This window comes from Bradyrhizobium sp. (assembly GCF_016219575.1).
GTDB lineage: Bacteria > Pseudomonadota > Alphaproteobacteria > Rhizobiales > Xanthobacteraceae > Bradyrhizobium.
This window is the reverse complement of sequence record NZ_JACRMG010000009.1, coordinates 999,799-1,026,240: the sequence shown is the minus strand read 5'-3', so window position 1 is coordinate 1,026,240 and position 26,442 is coordinate 999,799. Positions and strand designations below refer to the sequence as shown.

At 65.2% G+C, this 26,442-nt stretch carries 23 protein-coding genes; 20 read left to right on the top strand and 3 right to left on the bottom strand.

The features are described from left to right. Position 1 precedes the first annotated feature (1 nt). From HZB49_RS09940 to HZB49_RS09915, 6 genes are all read left to right on the top strand, one after another. On the top strand, positions 2 to 1,243 hold the full coding sequence (locus HZB49_RS09940; RefSeq protein WP_291610622.1) for a threonine synthase: 1,242 nt from the start codon (positions 2 to 4) through the stop codon (positions 1,241 to 1,243). Positions 1,244 to 1,370: 127 nt separating this feature from the next. After that, a complete protein-coding gene (locus HZB49_RS09935) occupies positions 1,371 to 2,342 on the top strand; it encodes a tripartite tricarboxylate transporter substrate binding protein BugD (protein ID WP_291610620.1) in 972 nt (323 codons plus the stop codon). 132 nt (positions 2,343 to 2,474) lie between these two features. Continuing rightward, a complete protein-coding gene (locus tag HZB49_RS09930) occupies positions 2,475 to 2,879 on the top strand; it encodes a septal ring lytic transglycosylase RlpA family protein (RefSeq protein WP_291610618.1) in 405 nt (134 codons plus the stop codon). Between the two features lie 278 nt (positions 2,880 to 3,157). Then, positions 3,158 to 4,366 carry a cytochrome P450 gene (locus HZB49_RS09925; protein ID WP_291610617.1) on the top strand — a complete coding sequence of 403 codons (1,209 nt, stop codon included), beginning with the start codon at positions 3,158 to 3,160 and terminating at the stop codon, positions 4,364 to 4,366. A 230-nt stretch (positions 4,367 to 4,596) separates the two neighbouring features. Further along, entirely contained in the window at positions 4,597 to 6,321 is a 1,725-nt protein-coding gene (gene ilvD, locus HZB49_RS09920; RefSeq protein ID WP_291611169.1) for a dihydroxy-acid dehydratase, read from the top strand. Continuing rightward, positions 6,308 to 7,189 (top strand): tetratricopeptide repeat protein, encoded by an 882-nt coding sequence (locus HZB49_RS09915; protein ID WP_291610615.1) that lies wholly within the window; start codon positions 6,308 to 6,310, stop codon positions 7,187 to 7,189. Before ilvD ends, HZB49_RS09915 begins: the two co-directional genes overlap by 14 nt. Before the next feature lie 33 nt (positions 7,190 to 7,222). Here the strand turns inward: HZB49_RS09915 and xth are convergent, their stop codons facing one another. Further along, positions 7,223 to 8,014, bottom strand: coding sequence for an exodeoxyribonuclease III (gene xth / locus HZB49_RS09910; protein WP_291610613.1), 792 nt, complete (start codon positions 8,012 to 8,014; stop codon positions 7,223 to 7,225). 150 nt (positions 8,015 to 8,164) lie between these two features. Here xth and HZB49_RS09905 point away from each other — a divergent pair, with 150 nt between their 5' ends. From HZB49_RS09905 to HZB49_RS09895, 3 genes are read left to right on the top strand one after another with little or no spacing between them, the layout of a single operon-like run. Further along, positions 8,165 to 9,295: an efflux RND transporter periplasmic adaptor subunit gene (locus HZB49_RS09905; RefSeq protein WP_291610610.1), complete on the top strand. Its 1,131-nt coding sequence runs from the start codon at positions 8,165 to 8,167 to the stop codon at positions 9,293 to 9,295. Positions 9,296 to 9,298: 3 nt separating this feature from the next. After that, positions 9,299 to 12,427 carry an efflux RND transporter permease subunit gene (locus HZB49_RS09900; RefSeq protein WP_291610608.1) on the top strand — a complete coding sequence of 1,043 codons (3,129 nt, stop codon included), beginning with the start codon at positions 9,299 to 9,301 and terminating at the stop codon, positions 12,425 to 12,427. A gap of 17 nt (positions 12,428 to 12,444) precedes the next feature. After that, positions 12,445 to 13,275 carry an amidohydrolase family protein gene (locus HZB49_RS09895; protein ID WP_291610606.1) on the top strand — a complete coding sequence of 277 codons (831 nt, stop codon included), beginning with the start codon at positions 12,445 to 12,447 and terminating at the stop codon, positions 13,273 to 13,275. Positions 13,276 to 13,279: 4 nt separating this feature from the next. Here HZB49_RS09895 and erpA read toward each other — a convergent pair whose 3' ends face one another. After that, a complete protein-coding gene (gene erpA / locus HZB49_RS09890; RefSeq protein ID WP_291610604.1) occupies positions 13,280 to 13,609 on the bottom strand; it encodes an iron-sulfur cluster insertion protein ErpA in 330 nt (109 codons plus the stop codon). A gap of 102 nt (positions 13,610 to 13,711) precedes the next feature. Here erpA and HZB49_RS09885 point away from each other — a divergent pair, with 102 nt between their 5' ends. The 11 genes from HZB49_RS09885 to HZB49_RS09835 all read left to right on the top strand — a co-directional run bounded on the left by HZB49_RS09885 (position 13,712) and on the right by HZB49_RS09835 (position 24,949). After that, positions 13,712 to 14,920, top strand: coding sequence for a deoxyguanosinetriphosphate triphosphohydrolase (locus HZB49_RS09885; RefSeq protein WP_291610602.1), 1,209 nt, complete (start codon positions 13,712 to 13,714; stop codon positions 14,918 to 14,920). Between the two features lie 11 nt (positions 14,921 to 14,931). Continuing rightward, positions 14,932 to 16,752, top strand: coding sequence for an arginine--tRNA ligase (gene argS, locus HZB49_RS09880; RefSeq protein WP_291610599.1), 1,821 nt, complete (start codon positions 14,932 to 14,934; stop codon positions 16,750 to 16,752). Between the two features lie 117 nt (positions 16,753 to 16,869). Beyond that, positions 16,870 to 18,417 carry an SPOR domain-containing protein gene (locus tag HZB49_RS09875; RefSeq protein WP_291610597.1) on the top strand — a complete coding sequence of 516 codons (1,548 nt, stop codon included), beginning with the start codon at positions 16,870 to 16,872 and terminating at the stop codon, positions 18,415 to 18,417. Positions 18,418 to 18,463: 46 nt separating this feature from the next. Next, positions 18,464 to 19,486, top strand: a complete 1,023-nt coding sequence (gene nagZ / locus HZB49_RS09870) for a beta-N-acetylhexosaminidase (protein ID WP_291610595.1) — start codon at positions 18,464 to 18,466, stop codon at positions 19,484 to 19,486. Then, entirely contained in the window at positions 19,483 to 20,301 is an 819-nt protein-coding gene (locus tag HZB49_RS09865) for a ScpA family protein (protein ID WP_291610593.1), read from the top strand. The genes nagZ and HZB49_RS09865 overlap by 4 nt, the downstream gene beginning before the upstream one ends. A gap of 124 nt (positions 20,302 to 20,425) precedes the next feature. Continuing rightward, entirely contained in the window at positions 20,426 to 21,157 is a 732-nt protein-coding gene (scpB, locus tag HZB49_RS09860) for an SMC-Scp complex subunit ScpB (RefSeq protein ID WP_291610590.1), read from the top strand. A gap of 159 nt (positions 21,158 to 21,316) precedes the next feature. After that, positions 21,317 to 21,553, top strand: a complete 237-nt coding sequence (locus tag HZB49_RS09855; protein WP_291610588.1) for a twin-arginine translocase TatA/TatE family subunit — start codon at positions 21,317 to 21,319, stop codon at positions 21,551 to 21,553. A gap of 99 nt (positions 21,554 to 21,652) precedes the next feature. Then, positions 21,653 to 22,168, top strand: coding sequence for a Sec-independent protein translocase protein TatB (tatB, locus tag HZB49_RS09850; protein ID WP_291610586.1), 516 nt, complete (start codon positions 21,653 to 21,655; stop codon positions 22,166 to 22,168). Then, positions 22,165 to 22,974 (top strand): twin-arginine translocase subunit TatC, encoded by an 810-nt coding sequence (gene tatC, locus HZB49_RS09845; protein WP_291610584.1) that lies wholly within the window; start codon positions 22,165 to 22,167, stop codon positions 22,972 to 22,974. The genes tatB and tatC overlap by 4 nt, the downstream gene beginning before the upstream one ends. A gap of 186 nt (positions 22,975 to 23,160) precedes the next feature. Further along, positions 23,161 to 24,483 (top strand): serine--tRNA ligase, encoded by a 1,323-nt coding sequence (gene serS, locus HZB49_RS09840; protein ID WP_291610582.1) that lies wholly within the window; start codon positions 23,161 to 23,163, stop codon positions 24,481 to 24,483. A gap of 25 nt (positions 24,484 to 24,508) precedes the next feature. After that, positions 24,509 to 24,949 (top strand): hypothetical protein, encoded by a 441-nt coding sequence (locus tag HZB49_RS09835; RefSeq protein WP_291610580.1) that lies wholly within the window; start codon positions 24,509 to 24,511, stop codon positions 24,947 to 24,949. A gap of 218 nt (positions 24,950 to 25,167) precedes the next feature. On the opposite strand, the gene HZB49_RS09830 is transcribed toward HZB49_RS09835, so the two are convergent. Beyond that, complete coding sequence (locus HZB49_RS09830) at positions 25,168 to 26,208, bottom strand: hypothetical protein (protein WP_291610578.1); 1,041 nt, start codon at positions 26,206 to 26,208, stop codon at positions 25,168 to 25,170. Positions 26,209 to 26,442: the final 234 nt, after the last annotated feature.

Genomic DNA, 26,442 nt, shown 5'->3' with positions numbered 1-26,442 from the left:
TGTGAAAGACAACGACAACCTCACCACCGAGCGCCCGACCTTCGTGACCCATCTCGAATGCGCGATGGCGGGCGATCATTATGCCGCCGACCAGGTGCACAATCTCTCGAAGGCCGGCAAGCCGCTCTTGGTGCGCTACGACCTCGCGGGCGTGAAGAAGGCGCTTACCAAGGATGCGCTTAGCGACCGTCCCGCCGACATGTGGCGCTATCGCGAGCTGCTGCCGGTGCGCAAATGCGCCGACATCGTCAGCCTCGGCGAAGTCATGACGCCGCTCATTCGTTTGCCAAAGCTCGGCAAGAAACTCGGCGGCGGCGAGATCATCGTCAAGGATGAAGGCCGGCTGCCGACCGGCTCGTTCAAGGCGCGCGGCCTCGTGATGGCGGTGTCGATGGGCAAGGCGCTCGGCATCAGGCACATGGCGATGCCGACCAACGGCAACGCGGGCGCGGCGCTCGCCGCCTATGCCACGGCCTGCGGCATCAGGACCACGATCTTCTGTCCTGCCGACACGCCGGAGGTGAATGTCAGCGAGATCGAGCTGCAGGGCGCCACCGTCTATCGCGTCAACGGGCTGATCGACGATTGCGGCAAGATCGTCGGCGAGGGCAAGGCAAAGGTCGGCTGGTTCGACGCCTCGACGCTGAAGGAGCCGTACCGCATCGAGGGCAAGAAGACGATGGGGCTCGAGCTCGCCGAGCAGCTCGGCTGGGAGGTGCCCGACGTGATCTTCTATCCGACCGGCGGCGGCACCGGGCTGATCGGCATGTGGAAGGCCTTTGCCGAGCTCGAGGCCATCGGCTTCATCGGCAGCAAGCGCCCGCGGATGGTCGCAGTGCAGGCTTCGGGCTGCGCGCCGATGGTGCGTGCTTTTGAAGCAGGCACCGAGCACGCCACCCGCTGGGAGGACGCCCACACCATTGCTTCCGGAATCCGCGTGCCGCAGGCGATCGGGGATTTTCTCATCCTGCGCGCCGTGCGCGAGAGCAAGGGATTTGCCATTGCGGTGCCGGACGAGAAGATTTCTGCTGCGCTCAACGAAGTGGCGCGCGAGGAGGGGCTGTTGCTCTGCCCCGAGGGCGCTGCCACCTATGCTGCCTACCAGCAGAGCCTCGCCGAAGGTCGTGTTGCAAAGACGGACCGGGTGATGCTGTTTAATTGCGCGACAGGGCTTAAATATCCGCTGCCGCCGGTCACGCGCACGCTCGATCGCCACAAGCCGATCGACTTCGCGAAGCTGTAACATCCTCATCCTGAGGAGGCGCAAAGCGCCGTCTCGAAGGATGAAGGCCCGTCTGTGGCCTCATGGTTCGAGACGCGCGTACGCGCTCCTCACCATGAGGGTTGAAGTGGCGCGTTGGAGGAAGGACATGCGAAGAATAGTGTTGGCTGCTCTACTTGCTGCTCTCGCGTTCGCCGTCCCGGCATCCGCGCAAAACTTCCCCACGCGCCCGGTCACCATCGTGGTGCCCTTTGCCGCCGGCGGCCCGTCCGACGCGATGGCCCGGATCCTCGCCGAGCGGATGAAGGTCACGCTCGGCGAAACCGTGCTGGTCGAGAACGTCACGGGCGCGGGCGGTTCGATCGGCGTCGGCCGTGCGGCGAAGTCGGCCGCGGACGGCTACACCATCTCCTTCGGCCATCTCGGCACCCACGTCGCCAACGGCGCGATCTACAAGCTCGGCTATGACCTCGTTGCCGATCTCGATCCCGTCGTCCTCTTGCCGAGCAACACCATGGTCCTCGTCAGCAAGAACGCCGTGCCGGCGAAAACGCTGAAGGAGTTCATCGACTGGCTCAAGGCGCGGCCGTCGCCGGCCGCCGCCGGCACCGCAGGCGCGGGCTCCGGCAGCCACATCGCCGGGCTCTATTTCGAGAATCTCACCGGCATCAAGCTGCAATATGTGCCCTATCGCGGCACGGGTCCGGCGATGAACGATCTGGTCGCCGGCCAGATCGATCTCATCGTCGACCAGCTCTCCAACTCGATCCAGCAGGTGCGCGCCGGCAATATTCGCGCCTATGCCGTCACGAACCCCAAGCGCATCGAGTCCGCGGCCGACATTCCGACCGTCGACGAGGCGGGATTGAACGGTTTCCACATGAACCTGTGGTCGGGCATGTGGGTGCCGAAGGGCACGCCGAAGGACGTCATTGCAAAGCTGAACGCCGCCGTAGTGGAGGCGATGAACGATCCGGCGGTGAAGAAGCAGTTCGAGAATCTGGGCTTGCAGATGCCGCCGAGCGACAAGCTGACGCCGGAAGCGCTCGGCGAATGGCAGAAGGCCGAGATCGCCAAGTGGTGGCCGGTGATCAAGGCGGCCAACGTCAAGGTGGATTAGGCCGGGGGCCCCTTCCAGCCCTGCCTCTCCGCTGCCCGACTCCGTGCAAAATTCAGCCACGCCTGCGCCAAATTTGTAACCCGGCCATTTACCATAAGGCACCCCTCGGTCCGGCAAGGGACATGGTGGGGCATGGCAGATCGTCGCTGCGGATTTCTGGGCACAAGGCTGGCTGCGCTTGCGCTGCTGCTTGCAGCGCTGCCGGCCGAAGCCCAGACATTCCAGCAGATGTGGATGGGCCGTGTCGCGCGCCCGCCCGCTGAAAACGAAGAGGCCTCCGTCTACTGGGAAGACAAGTGGGACGCGCGCGGCAAGCGTTTCAATCCCCACGGCGTCTCCTGCGCGCATCGCACCGAGGCGTTCGGCACCATTTTCATCGTGACCAATCTCGACAACGGCAAGAGGATCGAATGCCCGGTGCAGGATCGCGGTCCGTTTGCCCGCGGCAGGGTGCTGGATTTCTCGCTGGGCGCCGCGCGAAAGATCGGCTGCGAAGGCCTGTGCCGCGTCACCGTGCGCCGCGCCGGATACGAATAGCAGATACCGGAGCTACCGTGCCGCAAAATTGATCTGGCGCAACACGGTCGCTGCCGCTGTCGCCGATGCTTCCTAGTTCATCCATTTCGGGTGAAAGGGAGAAAGTCATGTCGACAGCGGGTAATGCGCTTGTGTGGACTGCGGGATTGTTCTGCCTTTCATTCGTGGCCATCTTTGTCGTCTATGTCGCGGACCGGGCGCGCTCGAGGATTACAGGCCAGCCGTAGCGGGGCGGATGGAGCGCCGGCCGCCCCAATCTGCAGCGGGGATATCGGCTCATGGCGCGCGTGGACTTCACCGGTCAGGACTATTTTCGCAATCCGGCGGCGTCGCTCGAAAGGCTGCGGCATCAGGGCCCAGTCGTGGAAGTCCGCTTCCCCATCGTGGGCCGGGTCTGGGTCACCACGACCCAGGCGCTGGTCGACCGTGTGCTGAAGGACACCGAAACCTTCACCATTCGCAAGGCCGATGGGCAGGTTGCGGGCATGCGCTGGTGGATGCCGCCGATGATCCGTACCTTCGCCAACAGCATGCTGTCGATGGACGAGCCCGATCACAAGCGGCTGCGCGATATCGTCGACGAAGCGTTCCGCCGCCGCGCCGTGCTCGGCATGGAGCCGCATATCCAGGCCACGGCCGAACAGCTCGCCGACGAGCTGTTTGCCGGGGGCAGTCCGGCCGACCTCGTCCAGCGCTATGCGCGCATCCTGCCGCTGTCGGTCATCTGCGAATTGCTGGGCCTGCCGCTGGCGGACCGCTCGAAATTCATGGCCTGGGCCGGCGGGCTCTCCCGCCTCACCGGTGCGCTGGATTTCTTCCGTGCGCTGCCGAACCTCTACGCGATGAGGCGCTACATCGCAGCGCATGTCGAAGCGGTGCGCCGGCACGGCGGAGAGGGACTGATTGCCGAGATCGTCCGGGTCGAGAAGGAAGGCGGCCGCATCAGCCCGGAAGAAATCGTCTCGATGGTGTTTCTGTTGCTGTTCGGCGGCCACGAGACCACCACGCATCTGATCAGCGGCGCCGTGCATGAGCTCCTGAAGAAACCCGCGTTGCGCGACTGGCTCGCGGAGGACTGGAGCCGCGCCGATCTCGCGGTCGAGGAATTCCTGCGCTTCCTCACGCCGGTGCAGTTCACCAAGCCGCGCTACGTGCGCCGTGACGTCGACCTCGGCGGCGTCATCGTCAAGAAGGGTGAGCGCATCATGGCGATGCTCGCCGCGGCCAACATGGATCCCGCGGCCAATCCGCATCCGGAGCGGCTCGATCTCGCGCGCAGGCCGAACCGGCATGTCGCGTTCGGCACCGGCATTCATTTCTGCCTCGGCCACCAGCTCGCGCGCATCGAGGGCAAGTGTGCGCTCGAGGCGCTGTTGACGCGCTGGCCCCGCCTGGCGCTCGCCGTGCCGGAATTGGAGATCGCCTGGCGCAGGCGTCCCGGGCTCAATGCGATCGACCGGTTGCCGGTCATGGCTGGCGAAGGCTAAAGGAAGGAGGCTTTTTGGTGTCTTTATGGTTGCCTGAGGGCAACGATTGTGTCGCCGTTGCAACAGACAGCTAACATTTGAGTGGAAAGCCGGCTGGTAGAACCTACCGCCGCTTTTTAGCCACACCCCTCCATGAAATCATTTCCCCAGAAATCCACAGGACTGGCGAAGGGCGAGGGAGGGACCTCCCGGGACCGCAAGCGAGTTGTCTGGTGGAAACGGACCGCGCGATGGACGTCAGGACGAACATCAAGAGCAGGTTGCCCAGCCGTCACGTGACGGAAGGGCCCGAGCGCGCGCCGCATCGCTCCTATCTCTACGCCATGGGGCTGACGACCCAGCAGATTCACCAGCCCTTCGTAGGCGTTGCCTCCTGCTGGAACGAGGCCGCCCCCTGCAACATCGCGCTGATGCGCCAGGCCCAGGCCGTGAAAAAGGGCGTGGCGGCCGGCGGCGGCACCCCGCGGGAATTCTGCACCATCACCGTGACCGACGGCATCGCCATGGGCCATGACGGCATGCGCTCCTCGCTGCCGTCGCGCGAATGCATCGCCGACTCGGTCGAGCTGACCGTCCGCGGCCATGCCTATGATGCCTTGGTGGGGCTGGCCGGCTGCGACAAGTCCTTGCCCGGCATGATGATGGCAATGGTCCGCCTCAACGTGCCCTCCATCTTCATCTATGGCGGCTCGATCCTGCCCGGCAGCTTCCGCGGCCAGCCCGTGACCGTGCAGGACATGTTCGAGGCCGTCGGCAAGCACTCCGTGGGCGAGATGTCGGATGCCGACCTCGACGAAATCGAGCGGGTGGCCTGTCCCTCGGCCGGCGCCTGCGGCGCCCAGTTCACCGCCAACACCATGGCGACCGTCTCGGAAGCCATCGGGCTTGCCCTGCCGTACTCGGCCGGGGCGCCTGCGCCTTACGAGATCCGGGATGCCTTCTGCTCCGCCGCCGGCGAGAAAGTGGTTGAACTGATCGCGCTAAACCTCCGCCCGCGCGACATTGTCACCCGCAAATCGCTGGAAAACGCCGCCGCCGTGGTCGCTGCCTCCGGCGGCTCGACCAATGCTGCGCTGCATCTGCCGGCCATCGCCAACGAGTGCGGCATTCAATTCAACTTGTTCGACGTCGCCGAAATCTTCAAAAAAACACCGTATGTCGCCGATTTGAAGCCGGGCGGCCGTTATGTTGCCAAAGACATGTTTGAGGTTGGCGGCATTCCGCTTCTGATGAAGACGCTGCTCGATAATGGCTACCTGCACGGGGATTGCCTTACCGTCACGGGCCGAACGATCGCCGAAAACCTCAAGAGCGTGAAATGGAATCCGCACCAGGATGTAGTGCGGCCAGCCGACAAGCCGATCACCGTCACTGGCGGTGTGGTCGGCCTGAAGGGAAATCTCGCTCCAGAAGGTGCGATCGTGAAAGTCGCGGGCATGTCGAAGTTGAAATTCACCGGGCCGGCCCGCTGCTTCGACCGCGAAGAGGACGCCTTCGAGTCCGTCCAGAAGCGCACCTACCGGGAAGGCGAGGTCATCGTCATCCGCTACGAGGGCCCGCGCGGCGGTCCCGGGATGCGGGAAATGCTTTCGACCACGGCGGCGCTGACCGGGCAGGGCATGGGCGGCAAGGTTGCCCTCATCACCGACGGCCGGTTCTCCGGCGCCACCCGCGGCTTCTGCATCGGCCATGTCGGGCCGGAGGCGGCCATTGGCGGGCCGATCGGGCTGCTCCGGGACGGCGACATCATCGAGATCGATGCCGAGGCCGGTACCCTTAACGTAAAATTGACCGACGCCGAACTGGCTGAACGCAAGACCAAATGGGCCCCTCGCGCGACCAATCATACGTCGGGTGCGCTGTGGAAGTATGCCCAGCAGGTCGGGCCAGCGGTGGACGGGGCGGTTACCCATCCTGGTGGCGCACACGAGAAACAGTGTTATGCGGACATCTAGGCGTACCATACTCGCGTTCGTTCTGGGGGCCCTCCCGCTGGCTCCCGCGTTCGGATTCGACGGCACGCCGGTCAACGCCCCGGTCAAGCAGGGCGCGCCGCTCGGCGTCGTTTCGCCCGCTCCCGCGCCGACTGCACCGCTGAGCAACAGGCCGGTTCCGCCGGCCCCCGTGCCCATGGCCGCAACTCCTGCAGCGGCGGTGCCGATGGCCTCCAATGCGGCGTCCTCATCGGTGATCGCGCTGGAATATGCGGCGGAGGGCGGCCATCCCGTGGCGCAGTGGAAGCTCGGGCGGATGTACGCCGACGGTGACGGCGTGGCGCAGAACGACCTGCGCGCGTTCGAATATTTCAGCCGCATCGCCAACCAGCATGCCGAGGATAATCCGTCGGCGCCGCAGGCGGCGATCGTGGCGAATGCCTTCGTGGCGCTCGGCCGCTACTATCTGAGCGGCATCCCGAACTCGAAAGTGAAGTCCGATCCCGAGCGCGCGCGCGAGATGTTCAACTATGCCGCGTCCTATTTCGGCAACGCGGACGCGCAATACGATCTGGCGCGGCTCTACTTCAAGAGCACCGGCAATTCACCCGAGAGCTTCCGCCAGGGCATTCGCTGGCTCGGTCTGGCCGCGCAGAAGGGCCAGTACCAGGCGCAGGCATTGCTCGGACAGATGCTGTTCAACGGCGACCAGATGCCGCCGCAGCGCGCCCGCGGGCTGATGTGGCTGACCCTGGCGCGCGACAGCGCCGGCGCCGAAGAGGCCTGGATCAAGGAAAGCTACAACCGGGCGATCGGCAAGGCGTCCGAGAGCGACCGCGCCATGGCGCTGCAGATGCTCGAACACTGGGTCAAGGGCCGCCGCGACTGAGGTTCGCTGGCCGGGGCTGTGGAGGCCACGGGCTCAGGCCGTCTCCAGATCGAGATCCGCCCACACCGGCACGTGATCCGACGGCTTCTCCCAGGCCCGCACATAGCTGTCGATGCCGACATCGACCAGCCGGTCGCTGGCCTGCGGCGACAGCAGCAGGTGGTCGATCCGCAGGCCCCAGTTCTTCTGCCAGGCCCCGGCCTGGTAGTCCCAAAAGGTGTACTGGCCGGGCGCATCGCTGACGGCGCGCAGGGCGTCGGTCAGGCCGAGGCCGAGCAGGGACTGGAACGCTTCCCTTGTGGCGGGACGGAACAGGGCGTCGTCGACCCAGGCGGCGGGGTTGTGGACGTCGGCGGCCGCCGGGATGACGTTGAAGTCGCCGGCCAGTACCAGCGGCTCCTCCGCCTTGAGCCGCTCCTTCGAATACTCAAGAAGGCGAGACATCCATTTGAGCTTATAGGTATATTTGTCGCCCGGCGCCGGGTTCCCGTTGGGCAAATAAAGACACGCCACCCGCATCACGCCGTGCTTCAGCGTGACCACGCCCTCGAGGAAGCGGGCATGGGCGTCCTCGTCGTCGCCGGCGAGGCCCGACTTGGTCTCGTCGAACGGCAGCCGGGACAGCAGCGCCACCCCGTTGAAGGTCTTCTGGCCGTGGGTGACGACGTTGTAGCCGAGCGATTCGATTTCCAGCCGTGGAAACGCGTCGTCCACGCACTTGATTTCCTGCAGGCAGACGATGTCGGGCGAGCACTCCTTCAGCCAGGCCAGCAGGGGCTCGATCCTCTGACGGACCGAATTGACGTTCCAGGTAGCAATGCGCATGGGGAAGGCCGACCATTACCGACAATTTAGTTTAGTGGCATACCATGCGCCGTCCGGCTGTGGTAACTGTTTAGAAACAAGGCGCAAAACTCGCCGCCAACGGGCAGGAATAGCCGTCCCGGCCTTTTTGGACCGGTGGACCGAAGAAGCATGAAAAAACGAAACTGGATTTTACTGGCAGGCGCGCTTGGCATTGTGGCGGTAGCCGCCTTTGCGACCCGGTCTTCCTGGATGGGCAGTAATGCGAGCGCCCAGGGCCCGCAGCGTCCCCGCACCGTCTCGGTGGAGATCGCCAAGGCCGAGCGCAAGCCGGTTCCCGTCGATGTCGATGCCAACGGTGTTGTGACCCCGATTTCCAGCGTCGCGCTGAAGTCGCGTCTGGAAACCACCATCGTCGCCGTGCATTTCCAGGACGGCGCCAAGGTCAACGAGGGCGACCTCCTGTTCACCCTCGATTCCCGGCAGATCGACGCCCAGATCGAGCAGGCCGAAGGCACGCTCGCCAAGGACCAGGCGCAGCTCGAAGGGGCGCAGCGCGACTTGCGCCGCTACACCGATCTCGTCGCCAAGGGTGCGACCACCCAGGTCAATCTCGACAATGCCAGGACCCAGTCGGATACGCTGACCGCCACCATCAAGGCCGATCAGGCCGTGCTCGACAATTACAAGGTCCAGAAGAGCTACACCCTGATCCGCGCGCCGTTCTCGGGGCGGATCAGCGCGGCGAACGTGAAGGTCGGCAATTTCGTGCGGCCCGCCGACACCCAGTCGCTCGCCGTCATCAACCAGATGGCGCCGGTCTACGTGACCTTCGCCGTCCCGCAACGCGTGCTGGTCGATCTGCGTGAATCCATGGCGAGGAATGGTGCGCGGGTGATCGCGACCATTCCGGGCCGGCAGAGCTCGGAGGAGGGCAAGGTGGCGATGGTGGAAAACGCCGTCGATGCCGCCACGGGCATGATCACGGTGCGCGGTGTCATGGAGAACGGCAACGAAACGCTGTGGCCGGGCACGCTGGTTTCGACCAAGCTGATCATCCGCACCGAAGAATCCGTCGTGGTGCCGACCATCGCCGTGCAGCGCAGCCAGAGCGGCAACTTCGTCTTCGTTGTCAAGGACGGTGCAGCCAAGGTCCAGCCGGTGAAGGTCGATCGCACCTTCCAGGGCTTTTCGGTGATCTCCGAGGGCCTGTCCGGCGACGAGAGCATCGTCACCGACGGCCAATTACTCCTGTCGGACGGAACGCGCGTCGAACCGCGCGCCAGGAAGGCCGGGGCGTAGCCCATGACACTGTCCGAAATCTGTATCCGCCGCCCGGTCATGACGACGCTGATCACGGCGACGATCATTGCGTTCGGCGTGTTCGGATTCCGCCTGCTGCCGGTGTCGGCGTTGCCGAGGGTCGACTTCCCGACCATCGCAGTGACCGCGACCCTGCCGGGCGCCAGCGCAGATACGATGGCGGCCTCCGTCGCCGGCGTCATCGAGCGCCAGCTCTCGACCATCGCCGGCATCTCCTCGATGACGTCGAACTCCTCGCAGGGCACCAGCGTCATCACCATCCAGTTCGATCTCAACCGCAACATCGACGCTGCCGCGCTCGACGTGCAGACCGCGCTCACGATCGCGCAACGAAGACTGCCGATCGAGATGAAAATTCCACCGAGCTTCCGCAAGGTGAACCCTGCGGATTTCCCGGTGTTGTTCGTCGTGCTCGGCTCGGCCACGCTGCCGCTGTCGGCCGTCAACGAATATGGCGACATCACCATCGGCCAGGCACTGTCGCAGCTGCCGGGCGTTGCCCAGGTTTCGGTCTACGGCGCGCAGAAATTCGCGATCCGCGTCCAGGCCGATCCGGAAGCCGCAGCCGCGCGCGGTCTGTCGCTCGAGGACATCAGGAACGCCGTTGCGAGCGCCAACTCGTCGACGCCGGTCGGCACGCTGAACGGGCCGAAGCAGGACGTTGCCCTGGTGGCCTCCGGACAGATGGACAAGGCGGCCGATTACAGCAAGATCGTCGTCAAGTGGGTCAACGGATCGCCCGTCAAGCTCGACGAGGTTGCGCGCATCTATGACAGCGTCGAGAACGACAAGATCGCGAGCTGGCTGAACGGCAACCGTTCCATCGTGCTCGGAATCCAGAAACAGCCCGACGCCAACACGGTGGCGGTCGTCGACTCCATCCTCGCGAAGCTTCCGGCGCTGCGCGCCTCGATCCCGCCCTCGGTTTCCATCAACGTGCTGATGGACCGCTCGATCTCCATTCGCCAGGCGGTCGCCGACGTCGAGGAGACCCTGCTGATCGCGATTACGCTCGTGATCCTCGTGATCTTCCTGTTCCTGCGCTCGGCTTCCGCCACCTTCATTCCGGCGCTCGCCGTTCCGATCTCGCTGCTCGGAACCTGTGCCGTGATGTACGTGCTGGACTATTCCATCAACAACATGACGCTGCTGGCGCTGACACTGTCGGTCGGCTTCGTGGTGGATGATGCCATCGTCATGCTGGAGAACATCGTCCGGCACATCGAGCACGGCATGCGGCCGTTCGAGGCCGCGCTGAAAGGTGCGCGCGAGATCGGCTTCACCATCATCTCGATCACCTTCTCGCTGATCGCCGTGTTCATTCCGGTGCTGCTGATGGGCGGCATCGTCGGCCGCGTGTTCCGCGAGTTCGCCGTCACCATCTCGGTCGCCATCGTGGTTTCCGGTTTCGTGTCGCTGACGCTGACCCCGATGCTGTGCGCCCGCGTGCTGAAGGCGCATGACCAGACCAGGAAGCCGAACATCGTGCTTCGTCTTTTCGAGCGGATGTTTGATTCCTGGCTTTGGGCCTACGAAGTTACGCTGGACTGGGTATTGGCCCGGAAGCTCCTGATGCTGCTGGTGACGTTCGCCACGCTGGGCGGCACCGTCTATCTCTACATGGTCGTGCCGAAGGGCTTCTTCCCGCAGGAGGACACCGGTTTCCTCATCGGCGTGACCGAAGCTGCAACCGATACCTCTTTCGAAGCAATGAAGGAGCGGCAGCTGGCGCTGGTCGAACTGCTGAAGTCCGATCCCGCGATCGACTATATCAATTCGACCGTGGGAGCCGGCGGACCGAATACGACGGCAAACTACGGGCGTCTGTTCGTGGCGCTGAAGCCGAAGAAGACGCGCGACAATCTCGGTGTGATCATCGGACGGCTGCGGGCCAAGGCGCGCCAGGTTCCGGGCATGCAGGCATTCTTCCAGCCGATCCAGAACCTCAATATCGGCGGGCGGATTTCTAAGAGCCAGTATCAATATGTGATGCAGAGCGGCGATACCGAGGCGCTTTATCGCATCGCGCCGGAGATGCGTGAAAGGATCGAGAAGATCCCGGGTCTGCTCGACGTCACGACCGACCTCTACATCAAGAACCCGCAGATGACGGTCGACATCGACCGCGAGAAGGCGGCGATCTACGGCGTCACCGTCGATCAGGTCCGCAACCAGCTCTACAACGCGTTCGGCACGCGCCAGGTCGGCACCATCTACATGCCGTCGAACGACTACCAGATCATTCTGGAGGCGGAGGCGCGGTTCAAGGTCGACCCGTCCGACCTGTCGAAGCTCTACATGAAGACGGCGAGCGGCCAGACCATTCCGCTGGACGCGGTGGCAAAGCTGGTGCCGAGCGTCGGTCCGCTGCAGATCAACCACCAGGGCCAGCAGCCGGCGGTGACGATCTCGTTCAATCTCGCGCCGGGCGTTTCGCTCGGCTATGCCGTGGACAAGATCACTGCGCTCGAACAGGCCTCCAACCTGCCGGTGACGATTGCGACCGGCTTCTCCGGCACCGCGCAGGTGTTCCAGGATTCGCTGCGCGGGCAGGGCGTGCTGATCCTCGCCGCCGTGTTCGCAGCCTTCGTCATCCTCGGCATCCTCTACGAAAGCTTCATTCACCCGATCACGATCATTTCGGGCCTGCCGTCCGCCGGTATCGGCGCGATCCTGACCCTGATGGCGTTCAACATGGAAATGTCCGTCATCGCCATGATCGGCATCGTGATGCTGGTCGGCATCGTCAAGAAGAACGCGATCATGATGGTCGACTTCGCGCTGGAGCGCCGCCGCGTCGGCCTCTCGGCCGAGCACGCCATCCGAGAGGCGGCGCTGCTGCGCTTCCGCCCGATCATGATGACGACCTTTGCCGCGATCTTCGGCACGCTGCCGATCGCGATCGGCGCCGGCGCCGGCGCCGAGCTGCGGCAGCCGCTGGGCATCGCCGTCGTCGGCGGTCTCTGCCTGTCGCAGCTGCTGACGCTCTACATCACGCCGGTGGTCTACATCTATCTCGACCGCATCGACCGCCGTCTCAAGCGCCGCCTCGAGCCGCAGGAAGAAGACACCGGCGAAGCCAAGCCGCCGCGCGTGGTGGCGGCCGAATGAGCGGAGCGGGCAGGGCAATGCGGGCGGCCGTGGCCTTCGCCGCCATCGCGCTGCTTGCGGGACATGCGCGCGATGCCGCCGCCGCCGAGCCGATCGAGATCTTCGACGCGCATCTGCACTACAATTGGGAGCCGAAGCCCTACTACCAGGTCGACCAGGTGCTGGAGCTGTTCCGCAAGAACCGCGTCACCGGCATCTTGGCCACCAGCCGCCCAAACACCGGCACGCATGCGCTGATGGATGCCAGGCCCGAGGGCCTGTGGGTGGTGCCGTTCATCCGCCCCTACAAGGTGCGCGCCGACATCCAGACCTGGTTCGGCGATCCCCTGACACTGGAGCTCGTGCACGAAGAGTTCAAGCGCGGCTACTACCGCGGCATCGGCGAATTCCACATCTCGGGCCGTGCGGCCGATACCGAGGTGGTGAAGAAGGTTGTCGATTTCGCGGTCGCCAACAATCTCTATCTGCACGCCCATGCCGACGATGAGGCGGTCGAGATCCTGATGCGGCACAATCCGCGCGCGCAGATCATCTGGGCGCATACGGGCTTCGGGCTGTCGACCGACCGGGTCGCGGCGCTCTTGACCAAATATCCCAAACTGTGGGGCGAGCTGTCCTACCGCAGCGGCATCGTCGACGGCGGCGGCAAGCTGACGGCGGAGTGGCGCGCCCTGTTCGAGAAATTCCCCGACCGCTTCCTGGTCGGCTCCGATACCTGGATATCCGAGCGCTGGGCAAGCTATGGCGACATCATCGCCGGCTACCGGGCATGGCTCGATCAGCTGCCGCCGAAAATCGCGGCCCAAATCGCCAACGCCAATGCCAGGGCGCTGTTCGCTTCGAAATAGGGGATCAGATCGAGAAGCTGGTGCCGCAGCCGCAGGAGGCGGTGGCGTTCGGGTTGACCACCCGGAACGAGGCGCCGATCAGGTCGTCGACGAAGTCGACTTCCGATCCCGCCAGGAACGGCACGGAAGCGGAATCGACCAGCACCACGGCGTCCTCGCGCGATATCACGAGGTCGTCCTCGGTCCTGGCACGGTCGACATCGAACTTGTACTGGAAGCCCGAGCAGCCGCCGCCCTCGACGCTGATGCGCAGCATGGCGCCTTCGCCTTCGCCCTTGAGGATCTCGCCGATCCGGCGGGCAGCCCGCTCGCTGACGGTGATGGCAGCAGTCATTGCAAAGTCTCCCGGCGTCATACCCAATTCATTTGGTATCCCGCGCCCTCCATAGTTAAGTGCGCGGACAAGCGGAATCAAATGGATAAGGATTAAATTGCCGTGACGGTCGGAATGGCTGCCCCGCGCGCGCCCTTTGCCTGCGACCCCGACGGCAGCCGCGGGCGGCTGTTCGCGGAGCCGCCGAGTCGCACCCGGAGCCCGTTCCGGAGGGATTGCGACCGGGTGATCCATTCCAACGCCTTCCGGCGGCTCAAGCACAAGACCCAGGTCTTCGTGTTCCACGAGGGCGACCATTACCGCACCCGGCTGACCCATTCGCTGGAAGTAGCCCAGATCGCCCGCGCGCTGGCCCGCCAGCTCGGGCTGGACGAAGACCTCACCGAGACCCTGGCGCTGGCCCACGACCTCGGCCATCCCCCGTTCGGCCATGCCGGGGAGCGGGCGCTGGACGCCTGCCTCAGGGATCACGGCGGCTTCGACCACAATGCGCAGGCGCTGCGCGTGGTCACCGCGCTGGAGCACCGCTACCCTGATTTCGACGGGCTGAACCTGACCTGGGAATCGCTCGAGGGCATCGTCAAGCACAACGGCCCGCTGACCGAGCGCGATGGCTCGCCGATCGGATCGTATCGCGAGCACGGCGTCCCCGCCGGCATCGCCGATTACGTCAGGAACTTCGACCTCGAACTCTGGAGCTTTGCCTCGATGGAGGCGCAGGTCGCTGCGATTGCCGACGACATCGCCTATGACGCCCATGACATCGACGACGGCCTTCGTGCGGGTCTGTTTCGCGTCGACGATCTCAAGGTGGTGCCGCTGATCTCGGACATCATCGCCGAAACCGCAAGGCACTATCCCCGCCTCGACGACATCAGGCGCGGGGCCGAACTGGTGCGCGAGCTGATTTCCTATCTGATCGGCGCCGTCATGGCCGAGGCCGGCCAGCGTATCGCGACGGCACAGCCGCAATCGGCGCAGGACGTGCGGACCCGGAAGCAGGCGCTGATCGCCTTTCCCGCCGAAATCGCCAGGGCCGAAGCCGAGATCAAGGCGTTCCTGTTTCAGCGCATGTACCGCCATACGCGGGTGATGCGGGTGATGGGGGAGGCCGAGCAGATCGTCATCGACCTGTTCGAGCGCTACCGGAAGTCGCCCGGCGATCTGCCGACGGATTGGCTGGATGCCACGGGCGAGGAGACCGAGACGGAGCGTGCCCGCCGGATCGGCAATTTCATCGCCGGGATGACCGACCGCTACGCGCTGATCGAGCACCAAAGGCTTTTTGACTCGACCCCGGATTTGCGTTAGGCGGCGGCCCCATGGCTGAACAATCCGCTGAAAAAACCGCTGGGAAATCCCCGTCCCAGCACCTGTTTGCCGCCGTTTTGGCGCGCGTTCACGCGGTTTGCGCGACCCTTGCCGCCGAGGGCGGCTGGCCTGCGGATATCGATTTCTCGCGCGTGGTCGTGGAACCGCCGCGCGACGCCACTCACGGCGACATGGCGACCAACGCCGCCATGGTGCTCGCCAAGGACGCCAGAGCGAAACCGCGCGAACTCGCCGACAGGATCGCGGAAAAGCTGCGCGCGGACGATCTGATCTCGGCGGTCGATGTCGCCGGACCCGGCTTCATCAACCTGACCCTGAAGCCATCGGCCTGGATTGTCGAATTGCGCAGCGTGCTGCGCGAGGGCGCCGCCTACGGCCAGAGCGCGGCCGGCGCGGCGCAGAAGGTCAATGTCGAATACGTCTCCGCCAATCCGACCGGCCCGATGCATGTCGGCCATTGCCGCGGCGCGGTGTTCGGCGATGCGCTGTCAAACCTGCTGCAATTTGCGGGCTTCGAGGTCACGCGCGAATACTATATCAACGATGCCGGCGCGCAGGTCGACGTGCTCGCGCGCTCGGCATTCCTGCGCTACCGCGAGGCGCTCGGCGAGAACATCGGCGAGATACCCGAAGGCCTCTATCCCGGCGACTATCTCAAGCCGGTCGGCGAGGCGCTGGCGCAGGAGCATGGCGACAAGCTCAAGGCGATGAATGAAGCCGCCTGGCTGCCGGTCGTCCGCAACAAGGCGATCGCAATGATGATGGACGCGATCAAGGGCGATCTCGCCGCGCTCAACATCCAGCACGAGGTGTTCTTCTCCGAGCGCTCGCTGATCGAGGCCGGCAACAACAAGGTCGCCGAGACCATCGATTTCCTGCGCGCCAAGGGCGACATCTACGAAGGCAGCCTGCCGCCGCCGAAGGGCAAGCCGGTCGAGGATTACGAGGACCGCGTCCAGACGCTGTTCCGTGCCACCGCCTATGGCGACGACGTCGATCGTCCGCTGATCAAGTCGGACGGCTCCTACACCTATTTCGCCTCCGACATCGCCTATCACAAGAACAAGTACGACCGCGGGTTTCGCGATCTGATCGACGTGTGGGGCGCCGACCATGGCGGCTACATCAAGCGCGTGCAGGCCGCCATCAAGGCGATCACCGGCGGCAAGGCCGCGCTCGACGTCAAGATCGTTCAGCTCGTCCGCCTGCTGCGCAACGGCGAGCAGGTGAGGATGTCGAAACGTTCCGGCGATTTCATCACGCTGCGGGAAGTGGTGGACGAGGTCGGCTCCGACGCGGTGCGGTTCATGATGCTGTTCCGCAAGAACGACGCCGTGCTCGATTTCGACCTCGCCAAGGTGATCGAGCAGTCGAGGGACAACGCGGTGTTCTACGTCCAGTACGGCCATGCCCGCGGCCATTCCATCTTCCGCAATGCGCGGGAGGAGGTGGTGCCGGACCTGCCGGAGGAGGCGGGGGCCCGCATCGCCTATCTCGCGGGTGCCGCGGTGGAGCGGCTGACGGAGGGCGCGGAACTCGATCTTTTGAAGCGGCTGGCGGTCTACCCCCGTACGGTGGAGGCAGCCGCCACGGCACATGAGCCACACCGAATCGCCTTTTACCTGTATGATTTAGCCAGCGAATTTCATGCACTTTGGACAAAGGGCCGCGATTTGCCCCATTTACGCTTCATTATCAATCATGATGCAGAGCTTACAAAGGCGCGCCTGGCTATGGTTCAGGGCGTCGTTTCGGTTCTGGCATCGGGATTGGCCGTACTGGGCGTCCACGCTCCGACCGAGATGAGGTAGCTTTAAGGTAGCTAGGGGTAGACGGCCGCGCGCATGGGGATGTCCGCGGCAACTGGCAGGCGGCCATTCGTTTGAAGTACGATTTGGCTCCTTCCTGGAGGGGATGCATCGTAGCCGATGGCTGATCGATATCAGGACCGACCGTTTCCCGCCCATGATGACTATGGCCGCGGCGCGGATCAGCATGGCCAGAAGGCCGAAAGCGATCCGTTGGCGGAACTGGCGCGCCTGATCGGCCAGACCGATCCCTTCGCAATGGGCCGCGCCAATGTGAAGGCGCAGCCGCAGGCCGCGCAGCGCTACCAGGCGCCGCAATACGAGACGCCGCAGTATCAGCCCGAGCAATACCAGCCCGAGCAGTATGAGCCCGAGCAATATGAGCCGGAGCCCGAGCCTCCCGCGGGTCCGCCGCCATGGATGCAGCGCGCCAATGCGAGATCGCAGCAGCCGGCGCCGCCTCCGCCGCCGCAATATGACGACGAAGCGGATTACCAGCCGGCCCCGGTGCACCCGTTGCACCGCTATGGCGCGCAGCAGGCTGCGCCGCCGCCGCAACAGCACGCGCAGTATCAATACCAGGACGAGCCGCAATATGCCGAGCAGGCGCAGCCCGATCCCTCGCGCTACGACGATGCGCTGTATGGCCAGATCGAGGCCGGGCAGGACTACCAGCGCGATCCCGCCTATCCCGACGATCCCTATGCCTATCAGGGCGCCTATGACGAGGAGCCGGAGGAGCCGCCGCGCAAGCGCGGCGGCATGATCACTGTCGCGGCCGTGCTTGCGCTTGCCGTGGTCGGTACCGGCGCCGCATTCGCCTATCGCAATTTCATCGGCTCTCCGCGCAGCGGCGAGCCGCCGATCATCAAGGCCGACAACAGCCCGACCAAGGTCGTGCCGGCGCAATCCGATACTGCGCCGAAGTCGCCGGACCGCATGACGTTCGGCGATGGCAAGGAGAAGATCGTTCCGCGTGAAGAGACGCCGGTCGACGTCAATGCGCGCTCCGGGCCTCGCGTGGTGTTCCCGCCGCTGAACCAGAATGCCAATCCGCCGTCGCCGGCGAGTGTCACCCCGAATACCCCGCCGCCTCCGACGGCTGCCGCCAACGGCACGTTGGCGAACAGCGAGCCGCGGCGGATCAAGACGCTCTCGGTGAAGGGCGACGCAGCGGACGCGGGCCTGCCCGCAGGTAGCCCGCCGAGGCCGGGCGCACCTCCCGCGCAGGTCGCAGCCCCGCGGACGCAGGCGCCGGCCGCGCCGCCGCCCGCCGCAGCGCCACGCAACCCGCCGACGTCAGCCAATGCCAGCGCCAACGCGCCGCTGTCGCTTACTCCCGGCGCTCCGGCCGCAGCCGAGCCGCCCGCGCGGGTCGCTGCCGTCAACCCGGCGCCGGCACCGGCGCCTGCCGCCGGCGGCGGCTACGTGGTCCAGGTTTCCTCGCAGAAGACCGAGGCCGACGCGCAGGCCTCCTACCGGTCGCTGCAGGGCAAGTTCCCGAACGTGCTGGGCTCGCGTCCGCCGCTGATCAAGCGGGCGGATCTGGGCGAGAAGGGCGTGTTCTACCGTGCCATGGTCGGACCCTTCGGTACCCGGGACGAGGCTGCCCAGTTCTGCAGCAACCTGAAGACTGCCGGCGGGCAGTGCGTCATCCAAAGCAATTGAGCGCGGTTTCCTTGACCCCCGGGGCGGCGGAGGGCAAACCCGCCCCATGTCGAACCGCGCATTCATCACGGGCGTATCTGGACTGGAGCTGACCGGCGCCGAGCGCGATTTCATTCGCGCCGTGCGGCCGTGGGGCTTCATCCTGTTCAAGCGCAATGTCGATACGCCGGCCCAAGTCGCTCGGCTGGTTGGCGAATTGCGCGCGACCGTGGGCGAGGCCGATGCACCGGTCCTGATCGACCAGGAAGGCGGCCGGGTGCAGCGGCTGGGTCCGCCGCTTTGGCCGGCCTATCCGCCGGGGGCGGTATTCGGCTCCCTCTACGATCGCGACCCCGCGCTGGGGCTGAAGGCAGCACGGCTCAGCAACCGGCTGATTGCGGCCGATCTCGCCGAGCTCGGCATTACCGTGGATTGCCTGCCGCTGGCGGATGTGCCGGTCGCGGGCGCCGACAATGTGATCGGCAACCGGGCCTATGGAACCGAGCCGGCCAAGGTGGCTGACATCGCCCGGGCGGTCACCGAGGGGCTGCAGCAGGGCGGCGTCCTGCCCGTCCTGAAGCACATTCCCGGACACGGGCGGGCGACGGCGGACAGCCATTTCCGCCTGCCGACGGTCGATACGCCGCGCGCAGAGCTGGAACGGACCGATTTCGCCGCGTTTATCCCCTTGAACGACTTGCCGATGGCGATGACCGCACATGTTGTGTTTAGCGCGCTGGACCCCGCCCAACCGGCGACGACTTCTGCGACAATCATCGAGCAGGTGATTCGCGGTCGTATCGGGTTCCAGGGTTTGTTGATGAGTGACGATGTTTCCATGAACGCGCTGGCGGGGTCGATCGCCGAGCGGACGCGGGCCATCGTCGCCGCCGGCTGCGACATGGTCCTGCATTGCAACGGCAAGCTCGACGAGATGCGCGAGGTCGCCAGCCAAACGCCGGAACTGTCGGGCAAGGCGCTGCAGCGCGCCGTCAAGGCGCTGGCGTCGCGCAAGCCGCCGGTGCCGTTCGACCGCAAGGCGGCGCGGGTCGAACTGGACGCGTTGGTCGAACAGGCGGGGGTGGCATGACCGCGGAAATTCTGTCGTTTGAGACCGGGCGTCCGGCCGAAATCGCCGAGGGCGAACCGGAGCTGGTGGTCGATGTCGGCGGCTATGAGGGTCCGCTCGACCTGTTGCTGACACTGGCGCGGCAGCAGAAGGTCGACCTCTCCAAGATTTCGATCCTGGCGCTCGCCGACCAGTATCTCGCCTTCATCGAGCACGCGCGAAAGATCCGGCTAGAGCTCGCCGGCGACTATCTCGTGATGGCGGCCTGGCTCGCCTATCTGAAATCGCGCCTGCTGCTGCCCGAGCCGCCCTCGCCGGACGGGCCGAGCGCCGAGGAGATGGCGACTGCGCTGGCCAACCGCCTGCGCCGGCTGGAAGCCATCCGCGAAGCCGCGAACCGGCTGATGAACCGGCCCCAGTTCCAGCGCGATATTTTTCCGCGCGGCAATCCGGAAAACATCGCGGAGATCCGTCATCCCCGCTACACCGCGACGCTCTACGACCTGCTCACGGCCTATTCCGCGCAGCGCCAGCAGCGCGTGCTCGCCAGCGTGCACCTCGCCAGGCGGACCGTGTGGTCGCTGTCGGAAGCGCGCGCTTCGCTGGAGCGGCTGGTCGGCATGGCCGAGGACTGGAGCTGCCTCGATGAGCTCCTGATGCAATACGTGGTCGACCCCTCGCAGCGTGCGACCGTGTTCGCCTCGAGCTTCGCTTCGGCGCTCGAGCTCGTGCGCGAGGGCGAGATGGAGCTGAACCAGAAACAGGCGTTCGCGCCTCTGTACTTCCGGAAACGTCCGCCGCAGGCAGTCAACCCCGCGCCGGAAGTTCCGGTCTAGAGCGTTTTCAAGCGAAGTGGACACCGGTTCGCGTGAAGAAAACGCGTCAAGTCGAGAATCCGGAGCTCCGGTTCTGATTCAATCAGTACCGGAGCTCCGGCAAGTGCAAGAAGGAGATTTGGCCATGGCAAGCCTGGCGGAGAAACGCGTGGCTGACGACGAGGCGACACCGGCCGATCCGCAGGCGCGGCCCGAGGAGCTGCGGCTGCTGGAGGCGCTGCTGTTTGCGTCCGCCGAGCCGATCGATCAGGCCACCCTTGCCAAGCGCATGCCCGACGGCGTCGACATCAAGGAAGCGCTGGCGCAGCTGCAGGCCGAATATGCGCCGCGCGGCGTCAACCTAGTGCGCGTCGCCAACAAATGGACGTTCCGCACCGCCGGCGATCTGTCATGGCTGATGACGCGCGAGAGCACGGAGACGCGGCGGCTGTCGCGCGCGGCGATCGAGGTGCTCGCCATCATCGCCTATCACCAGCCGGTGACGCGCGCCGAGATCGAGGAAATCCGCGGCGTGGTCACCTCCAAGGGCACGCTCGACGTGCTGCTGGAGACCGGCTGGATCCGCCCGCGCGGCCGCCGCAAGACTCCCGGCCGTCCGCTGACCTTCGGCACCACCGAGGCGTTCCTGACCCAGTTCAGCCTGGAGCAGCTTTCCGATCTGCCCGGTCTCGACGAGTTGAAGGGCACGGGCCTGCTGGATTCCCGGCTGCCGACCGGCTTCAACGTGCCCAACCCGTCGGACGATCCGGCGCTGCGCGAGGACGAGGATGCGCTGGAGCCCGGCGATACCCTCGAATTGCTGCTGGCGCCTGCGCCGGAACCCGAGAAAGAGCCTGAAAAAGGCGAGGGCAACTAGTTCCCACACCTCAACTTTCCGCGGGTTAACGGTAGCAATAATACGTAGCTCCGACAGCGATTTGCCGCGGCCTAAGTCCTTGTTTTCGGCACCCTTCGGGCCTACCTTCCGCTCAAAGCCTGGGCCGGCGCCGGCCCCGCATGTTTGGAGGGTTGCAGGATGGGTTCGCTGAGCATTTGGCACTGGATCGTGGTGATCGCAGTGGTCCTGCTGTTGTTCGGGCGCGGCAAGATTTCCGACCTGATGGGCGACGTCGCCAACGGCATCAAGGCCTTCAAGAAGGGCATGAAGGACGACGAGGCGGAAAAGCCCGCCGAGCCTGTCAAGACGATCGACCACAATGCATCCCCGGCGCCCACCGCGGCGCGGTCCGACGTCGGCAGCAAAGTGGTCTGATCCAGCCATCGGGATCGGTTGAGAAAAGCCGCGGGCGCCCTCAAATCCTGCTAATGGAATTGGGGTTTTGACGGGCTTTGCGCGTGAGCGGAATCTTTCATGTTCGATATCGGGTGGAGTGAACTGGTTGTCATCGCGGTCGTCGCGCTGATTGCCATCGGCCCGAAGGAATTGCCCGGCGTGCTGCGCATGGTCGGCCAGTGGATCGGCAAGGCCCGCAAGATGGCCGCCGAATTCCAGGGCCAGTTCCAGGAAGCCATGCGCGAGGCCGAAATGGCCGACATCAAGAAGACCTTTGACGAGGTCAAGGAAGCCGCCACCAGCTTCAGCGGCGCCAACGTGATGACCGAGTTGCAGAAGGACGTCACCGACGCGCTCGCCATCGACAAGCCGGCCGATGCGCAAGTCGCCGGCGCCATCGGTGAGCCCGCGACATCGCCAGGCGATGCGCCGGTGACGCCGACAGAGCCGGCAGCCCCGACTCCGCAGACCTTCGTTGAAGCTGAAACGCATGTTGAGCCGCCGCTGCAGCTCGGCATGGCCCGCGAGACGGAAGCCTTGCCGCAGGAGCAGGCCGCCGCGGCCGACGCGCCGAAGGAAGCCAAAGCGTCATGAGCGCCGAAGACATCGAGGCCAGCAAGGCGCCGTTGATGGATCACCTGATCGAGCTGCGCTCGCGGCTGATCAAGGCGCTGCTCGGCTTTGCCGTCGCTTTCATCCTCTGCTTCTTCTTCGCCAAGCAGATCTACAACGTGCTGGTCTGGCCGTTCGTCTGGGTGGCGGGCGCCGAGAACTCGAAATTCATCTACACGGCCCTGCTCGAATATTTCATCACCCAGCTGAAGCTCGCGCTGTTCGGCGCCGCCTTCATCTCGTTCCCGATCGTGGCGACGCAAATCTACAAGTTCGTGGCGCCCGGCCTCTACAAGCACGAGCGCAACGCCTTCCTGCCGTACCTGGTCGCCACGCCCGTGTTCTTCGTGCTGGGCGCGATGCTGGTCTATTTCCTGGTGTTGCCGATGCTGGTGCGCTTCTCGCTCGGCATGCAGCAGATCGGCGGCGAGGAGAGTGCGCAGATCCAGCTGTTGCCCAAGGTCGGCGAATATCTCTCGCTGATGATGTCGCTGATCTTCGCCTTCGGTATCGCCTTCCAGCTGCCGGTGATCCTGACGCTGCTCGGGCGGATCGGCATCGTCACGTCGAAGATGCTGCGCGAAAAGCGGCGTTACTTCATCGTCATCGCCTTCGTTATCGCTGCCGTGCTGACCCCGCCGGACGTGCTGAGCCAGGCCTCGCTGGCGATCCCGCTGCTCGTCCTCTACGAGGGCGCCATCTTCGCCGTGCAGATCGTGGAAAAGAAGGCTACCGCTAGCAACTCGGCCTCCGCCGGCGCGCCGTCGGCCGCCAATCCTGCGGAATAGGGCGGATCAGCCGCCTTTTGCCTATCATCCGACGTACTTCCCATGATTCGTCATGCCCGGGCTTGACCCGGGCATCCACGACTTGATCTAACGCGGCAAAGGCGTGGATGGCCGGGCATAGGCGAGCGTAAGCGACGCCGTCCTTCAGACGGCTATCCCCGGCCATGACGCCAGGAACTGCCGACCATGCACGACATCAAAGCCATTCGCGACAACCCGCAAGCCTTCGACGCCGGCCTGAAACGGCGTGGGCTACAGCCGTTGTCGCCGTCGCTGCTGGCGATCGACGAGAAGCGCCGCGCGGCGATCCTGGCCTCCGAGCAGGCGCAGGCGCGGCGCAATGCGGCGTCTAAGGAAATCGGCGAGGCCAAGAAGGCAAAGGACGAGGCGCGCGCCAACAAGTTGATGGCTGAAGTCGCCGAGCTCAAGACCAGAATGCCCGAGCTCGAGGCCGCCGCGAAGACGGCCGACGAGGAGCTCGCGCGCGAACTGTCGGCAATCCCGAACCTGCCGCTCGACGAAGTCCCCGACGGTACCGACGAGCACGGCAATGTGCAGCACCATGTGTTCGGCAAGGCGCGCGAATACGGCTTTGCGCCCAGGCCGCATGACGATCTCGGCGGCGCGCTCGGCTACATGGACTTCGAGGCGGCCGCAAAATTGTCCGGCGCACGCTTTGTCGTGCTCAAGAAGGGACTGGCGCGGCTGGAGCGTGCCATCGGGCAGTTTATGCTCGATCTCCACACCAACGAGCATGGCTATACCGAGATCAACCCGCCGCTGCTGGTGCGCAACGACGTGATGTTCGGCACCGGGCAGCTGCCGAAATTCGAGGACGATCAGTTCTGGGCGATCAAGGGCGAACTGCTGACCGCGCCGATCGAGGAGCTGCGCAGCCAGCGCCTCGGACTCATCCCGACCGCCGAGGTCTCGCTCACCAATCTCGTCCGCGAATCCATCCTCGACGAAAAAGAGCTGCCGATGCGGGTGACCGCGCTGACGCCGTGCTTCCGCGCGGAGGCGGGTGCGGCCGGGCGCGACACCCGCGGCATGATCCGCCAGCACCAGTTCAGCAAGGTCGAACTGGTGTCGGTCGCGACCCCCGAGACCAGCAAGGACGAACTGGAGCGGATGCTTGCCTGCGCGGAGGAAGTGCTGCGCCGGCTCGACCTGCATTACCGCGTGATGACGCTGTGCGCCGGTGACATGGGCTTCTCCGCGCAAAAGACCTACGACATCGAGGTCTGGATGCCCGGGCAGGGCGAGGGCGGCGCGTTCCGCGAAATCTCGAGCTGCTCGGTGTGCGGCGATTTCCAGGCGCGGCGCATGGATGCGCGCTCGCGCGGCCCCGACGGCAAGCCGCGCTTCGTGCACACGCTGAATGGCTCCGGCACCGCCGTCGGCCGGGCGCTGATCGCCGTGATGGAAACCTATCAGCAGCAGGGCGGCTCGATCGCCGTGCCCGACGTGCTGCAACCCTATATGGGCGGCCTCAAAGTCATCGAGTAATCGAGTTCAAAGCGAAGCGTGCGAAATGGCGTTGCATCGCGACATCTTCTGGATCGGGCGGCAATGGGCGGTCACCGGATTCGGGATGCAGGCGATCAACCAGAAGCACGGCGGCGAATTCGACATCGCGATCGAACGCCTGTGGGACGACGATCTGCTCGACGCCGTGCGCGGGCAGAAATGGTTCAACCCCGACGATTTCAACAAGGGGCTCGATCTCGCGCGTGCGCGCCACCCGCGGCCGCCGCCCAGGCCCGCGGCGCCACCGCTGCCGGTCGAAACGCTGCTGCAGCAGGCGAACGCTATGGATGCAGCGCCGCAGCCGCCGGCACCGCTCAAGGCTACGGCGGAGCCTGCACCGGAGCCGGTGAAGCCGCCGGAGCCGGCTCCATTATTTTTGGAGATGCGAATGCCATCGCATTCCGGAAAGCTGCTGCGGGTGTGGCGCGCGCGGCGGCAGCGCTAGCTGATTAGAGCAAGGTGGTTCGAGGTTTAATCGGAGAGCCAGTTCCTTCACCTCTCCCGAAGGGAGAGGTCGGATCGCGCAAGCGATCCGGGTGAGGGGTTCAGGTGCCCTCGTGAGACCGTAATCCCTCACCCGGCGCTACGCGCCGACCTCTCCCAAGGGAGAGGTGTATTCCCTGTGCCGCACCGTTCAACACAATCTCATCACGCTCTAGCTGGTCAGCGCATATTGTCTGGTTGCTGCGCCGGAAAGCCCTGATAGCGCTGGGCGCGCTCGTAGTAGACGCCGAGTTCGCCCGCGCTCGGCAGCCTCGGCTGTGCGGCGACGCAACTGCCGGATTGCGTGCGCACCGTGCCGCGGGGGCATGCCTTGCGCTTGGGCGATGGCTCGGCCGATTGCAGTTCGGGCTTGCCCTTGTCGTCCACGGATGCGGTGGAAGCCGCCACGCAAGCGCCATTCACATTGCGATAGGGCGCGGTGCACTGGCAGAGATAGTTCGCCCACTCCGCGTTGGGGCCGCAGGTGCAGCGGCCTTCGAAACAGTCGATGGCGATCGCCGATGATTTCGTGCAGGCGCCGTCCTTCCGCTTCGCCTCGGCCGGACAGAAGGTCGGGTCCGGCACACAGCGCAGGCCGGTTGCGGCCGTGCTCGACGCCGTATCGTCGGGGATGTAGCCGGTGCGGCAGGTGAAGGAGAAGCGCGCATCGTTGCTGGCGACGCATTTGCCTTCCCTGAGGTAACTCCTGTCAGGACATCGCTTCGGCACGCATTTGCCGCCGAGGTATTCGAGCTCATAGGTTTCCCCCGACATCGTGACCCGGCCGTCGCAGAGGCAGACGCCCGCCACCGTCAGCACGCCGCCGCGGCAGTTCTCGGCATTGCTGCGGACGCAGGTGCCGCCGTTGCCTGTTGTCGCCGGAAGCAGCGCGTAGCCGCCGGGGCAGGCGCATGTGCCGCCGGTCGCCGTGCCGCCGTCACAGAGGATGGCGACGGCCGGGGCGGCAAGCGGCGGAGCGACGGGAGCGGCGACGGGAGGTGCGGCGACGGGCGCCGCGGCCGGCGAAGCAGCAAGGGGGGCGGCGGGTGGCGCAGCGGGAATGGCGACCGGCGCGGCCGCAGGCAGATCATCGCGCGGCGTTTTGGTGAGCTGGCGCGATTGGCTTGCGGGAGGCTCCTGGTTGGATTGGGCATGCCCCGCGAGCGGCGCGAGCAGGGCGCTGCACATCGCAATTGCCGTCACGGTCGAAAGGCGGGTCACGACGAAATCCCAAAGCCGTCCGAAAAATCAAACGCAATGCCAATAGCCACCGGGAATGGCGACCGATAGCACGAATTGGGCCCCTGCGGGTACCGCCGATATCGCCGGTTCGCCGTGTTTTGATCGGTTTGCGTTGGTCTCGATAGCCGGATAAACCGGCACCTCGCGCAAGCATGATCCGGGAAAGTGTGAAGCGGTTTTCCGAAAAGGTCATGCTCAAACAAAGAGCTAAAG

Coding starts and splice junctions, on each gene's coding strand:
- HZB49_RS09935 (WP_291610620.1), top strand. CDS start 1,371: ATGCGAAGAATAGTGTTGGCTGCTCTACTTGCTGCTCTCGCGTTCGCC.
- HZB49_RS09930 (WP_291610618.1), top strand. CDS start 2,475: ATGGCAGATCGTCGCTGCGGATTTCTGGGCACAAGGCTGGCTGCGCTT.
- HZB49_RS09925 (WP_291610617.1), top strand. CDS start 3,158: ATGGCGCGCGTGGACTTCACCGGTCAGGACTATTTTCGCAATCCGGCG.
- ilvD (WP_291611169.1), top strand. CDS start 4,597: ATGGACGTCAGGACGAACATCAAGAGCAGGTTGCCCAGCCGTCACGTG.
- HZB49_RS09915 (WP_291610615.1), top strand. CDS start 6,308: ATGCGGACATCTAGGCGTACCATACTCGCGTTCGTTCTGGGGGCCCTC.
- xth (WP_291610613.1), bottom strand. CDS start 8,014: ATGCGCATTGCTACCTGGAACGTCAATTCGGTCCGTCAGAGGATCGAG.
- HZB49_RS09905 (WP_291610610.1), top strand. CDS start 8,165: ATGAAAAAACGAAACTGGATTTTACTGGCAGGCGCGCTTGGCATTGTG.
- HZB49_RS09900 (WP_291610608.1), top strand. CDS start 9,299: ATGACACTGTCCGAAATCTGTATCCGCCGCCCGGTCATGACGACGCTG.
- HZB49_RS09895 (WP_291610606.1), top strand. CDS start 12,445: ATGCGGGCGGCCGTGGCCTTCGCCGCCATCGCGCTGCTTGCGGGACAT.
- erpA (WP_291610604.1), bottom strand. CDS start 13,609: ATGACTGCTGCCATCACCGTCAGCGAGCGGGCTGCCCGCCGGATCGGC.
- argS (WP_291610599.1), top strand. CDS start 14,932: ATGGCTGAACAATCCGCTGAAAAAACCGCTGGGAAATCCCCGTCCCAG.
- HZB49_RS09875 (WP_291610597.1), top strand. CDS start 16,870: ATGGCTGATCGATATCAGGACCGACCGTTTCCCGCCCATGATGACTAT.
- nagZ (WP_291610595.1), top strand. CDS start 18,464: ATGTCGAACCGCGCATTCATCACGGGCGTATCTGGACTGGAGCTGACC.
- HZB49_RS09865 (WP_291610593.1), top strand. CDS start 19,483: ATGACCGCGGAAATTCTGTCGTTTGAGACCGGGCGTCCGGCCGAAATC.
- scpB (WP_291610590.1), top strand. CDS start 20,426: ATGGCAAGCCTGGCGGAGAAACGCGTGGCTGACGACGAGGCGACACCG.
- HZB49_RS09855 (WP_291610588.1), top strand. CDS start 21,317: ATGGGTTCGCTGAGCATTTGGCACTGGATCGTGGTGATCGCAGTGGTC.
- tatB (WP_291610586.1), top strand. CDS start 21,653: ATGTTCGATATCGGGTGGAGTGAACTGGTTGTCATCGCGGTCGTCGCG.
- tatC (WP_291610584.1), top strand. CDS start 22,165: ATGAGCGCCGAAGACATCGAGGCCAGCAAGGCGCCGTTGATGGATCAC.
- serS (WP_291610582.1), top strand. CDS start 23,161: ATGCACGACATCAAAGCCATTCGCGACAACCCGCAAGCCTTCGACGCC.
- HZB49_RS09835 (WP_291610580.1), top strand. CDS start 24,509: ATGGCGTTGCATCGCGACATCTTCTGGATCGGGCGGCAATGGGCGGTC.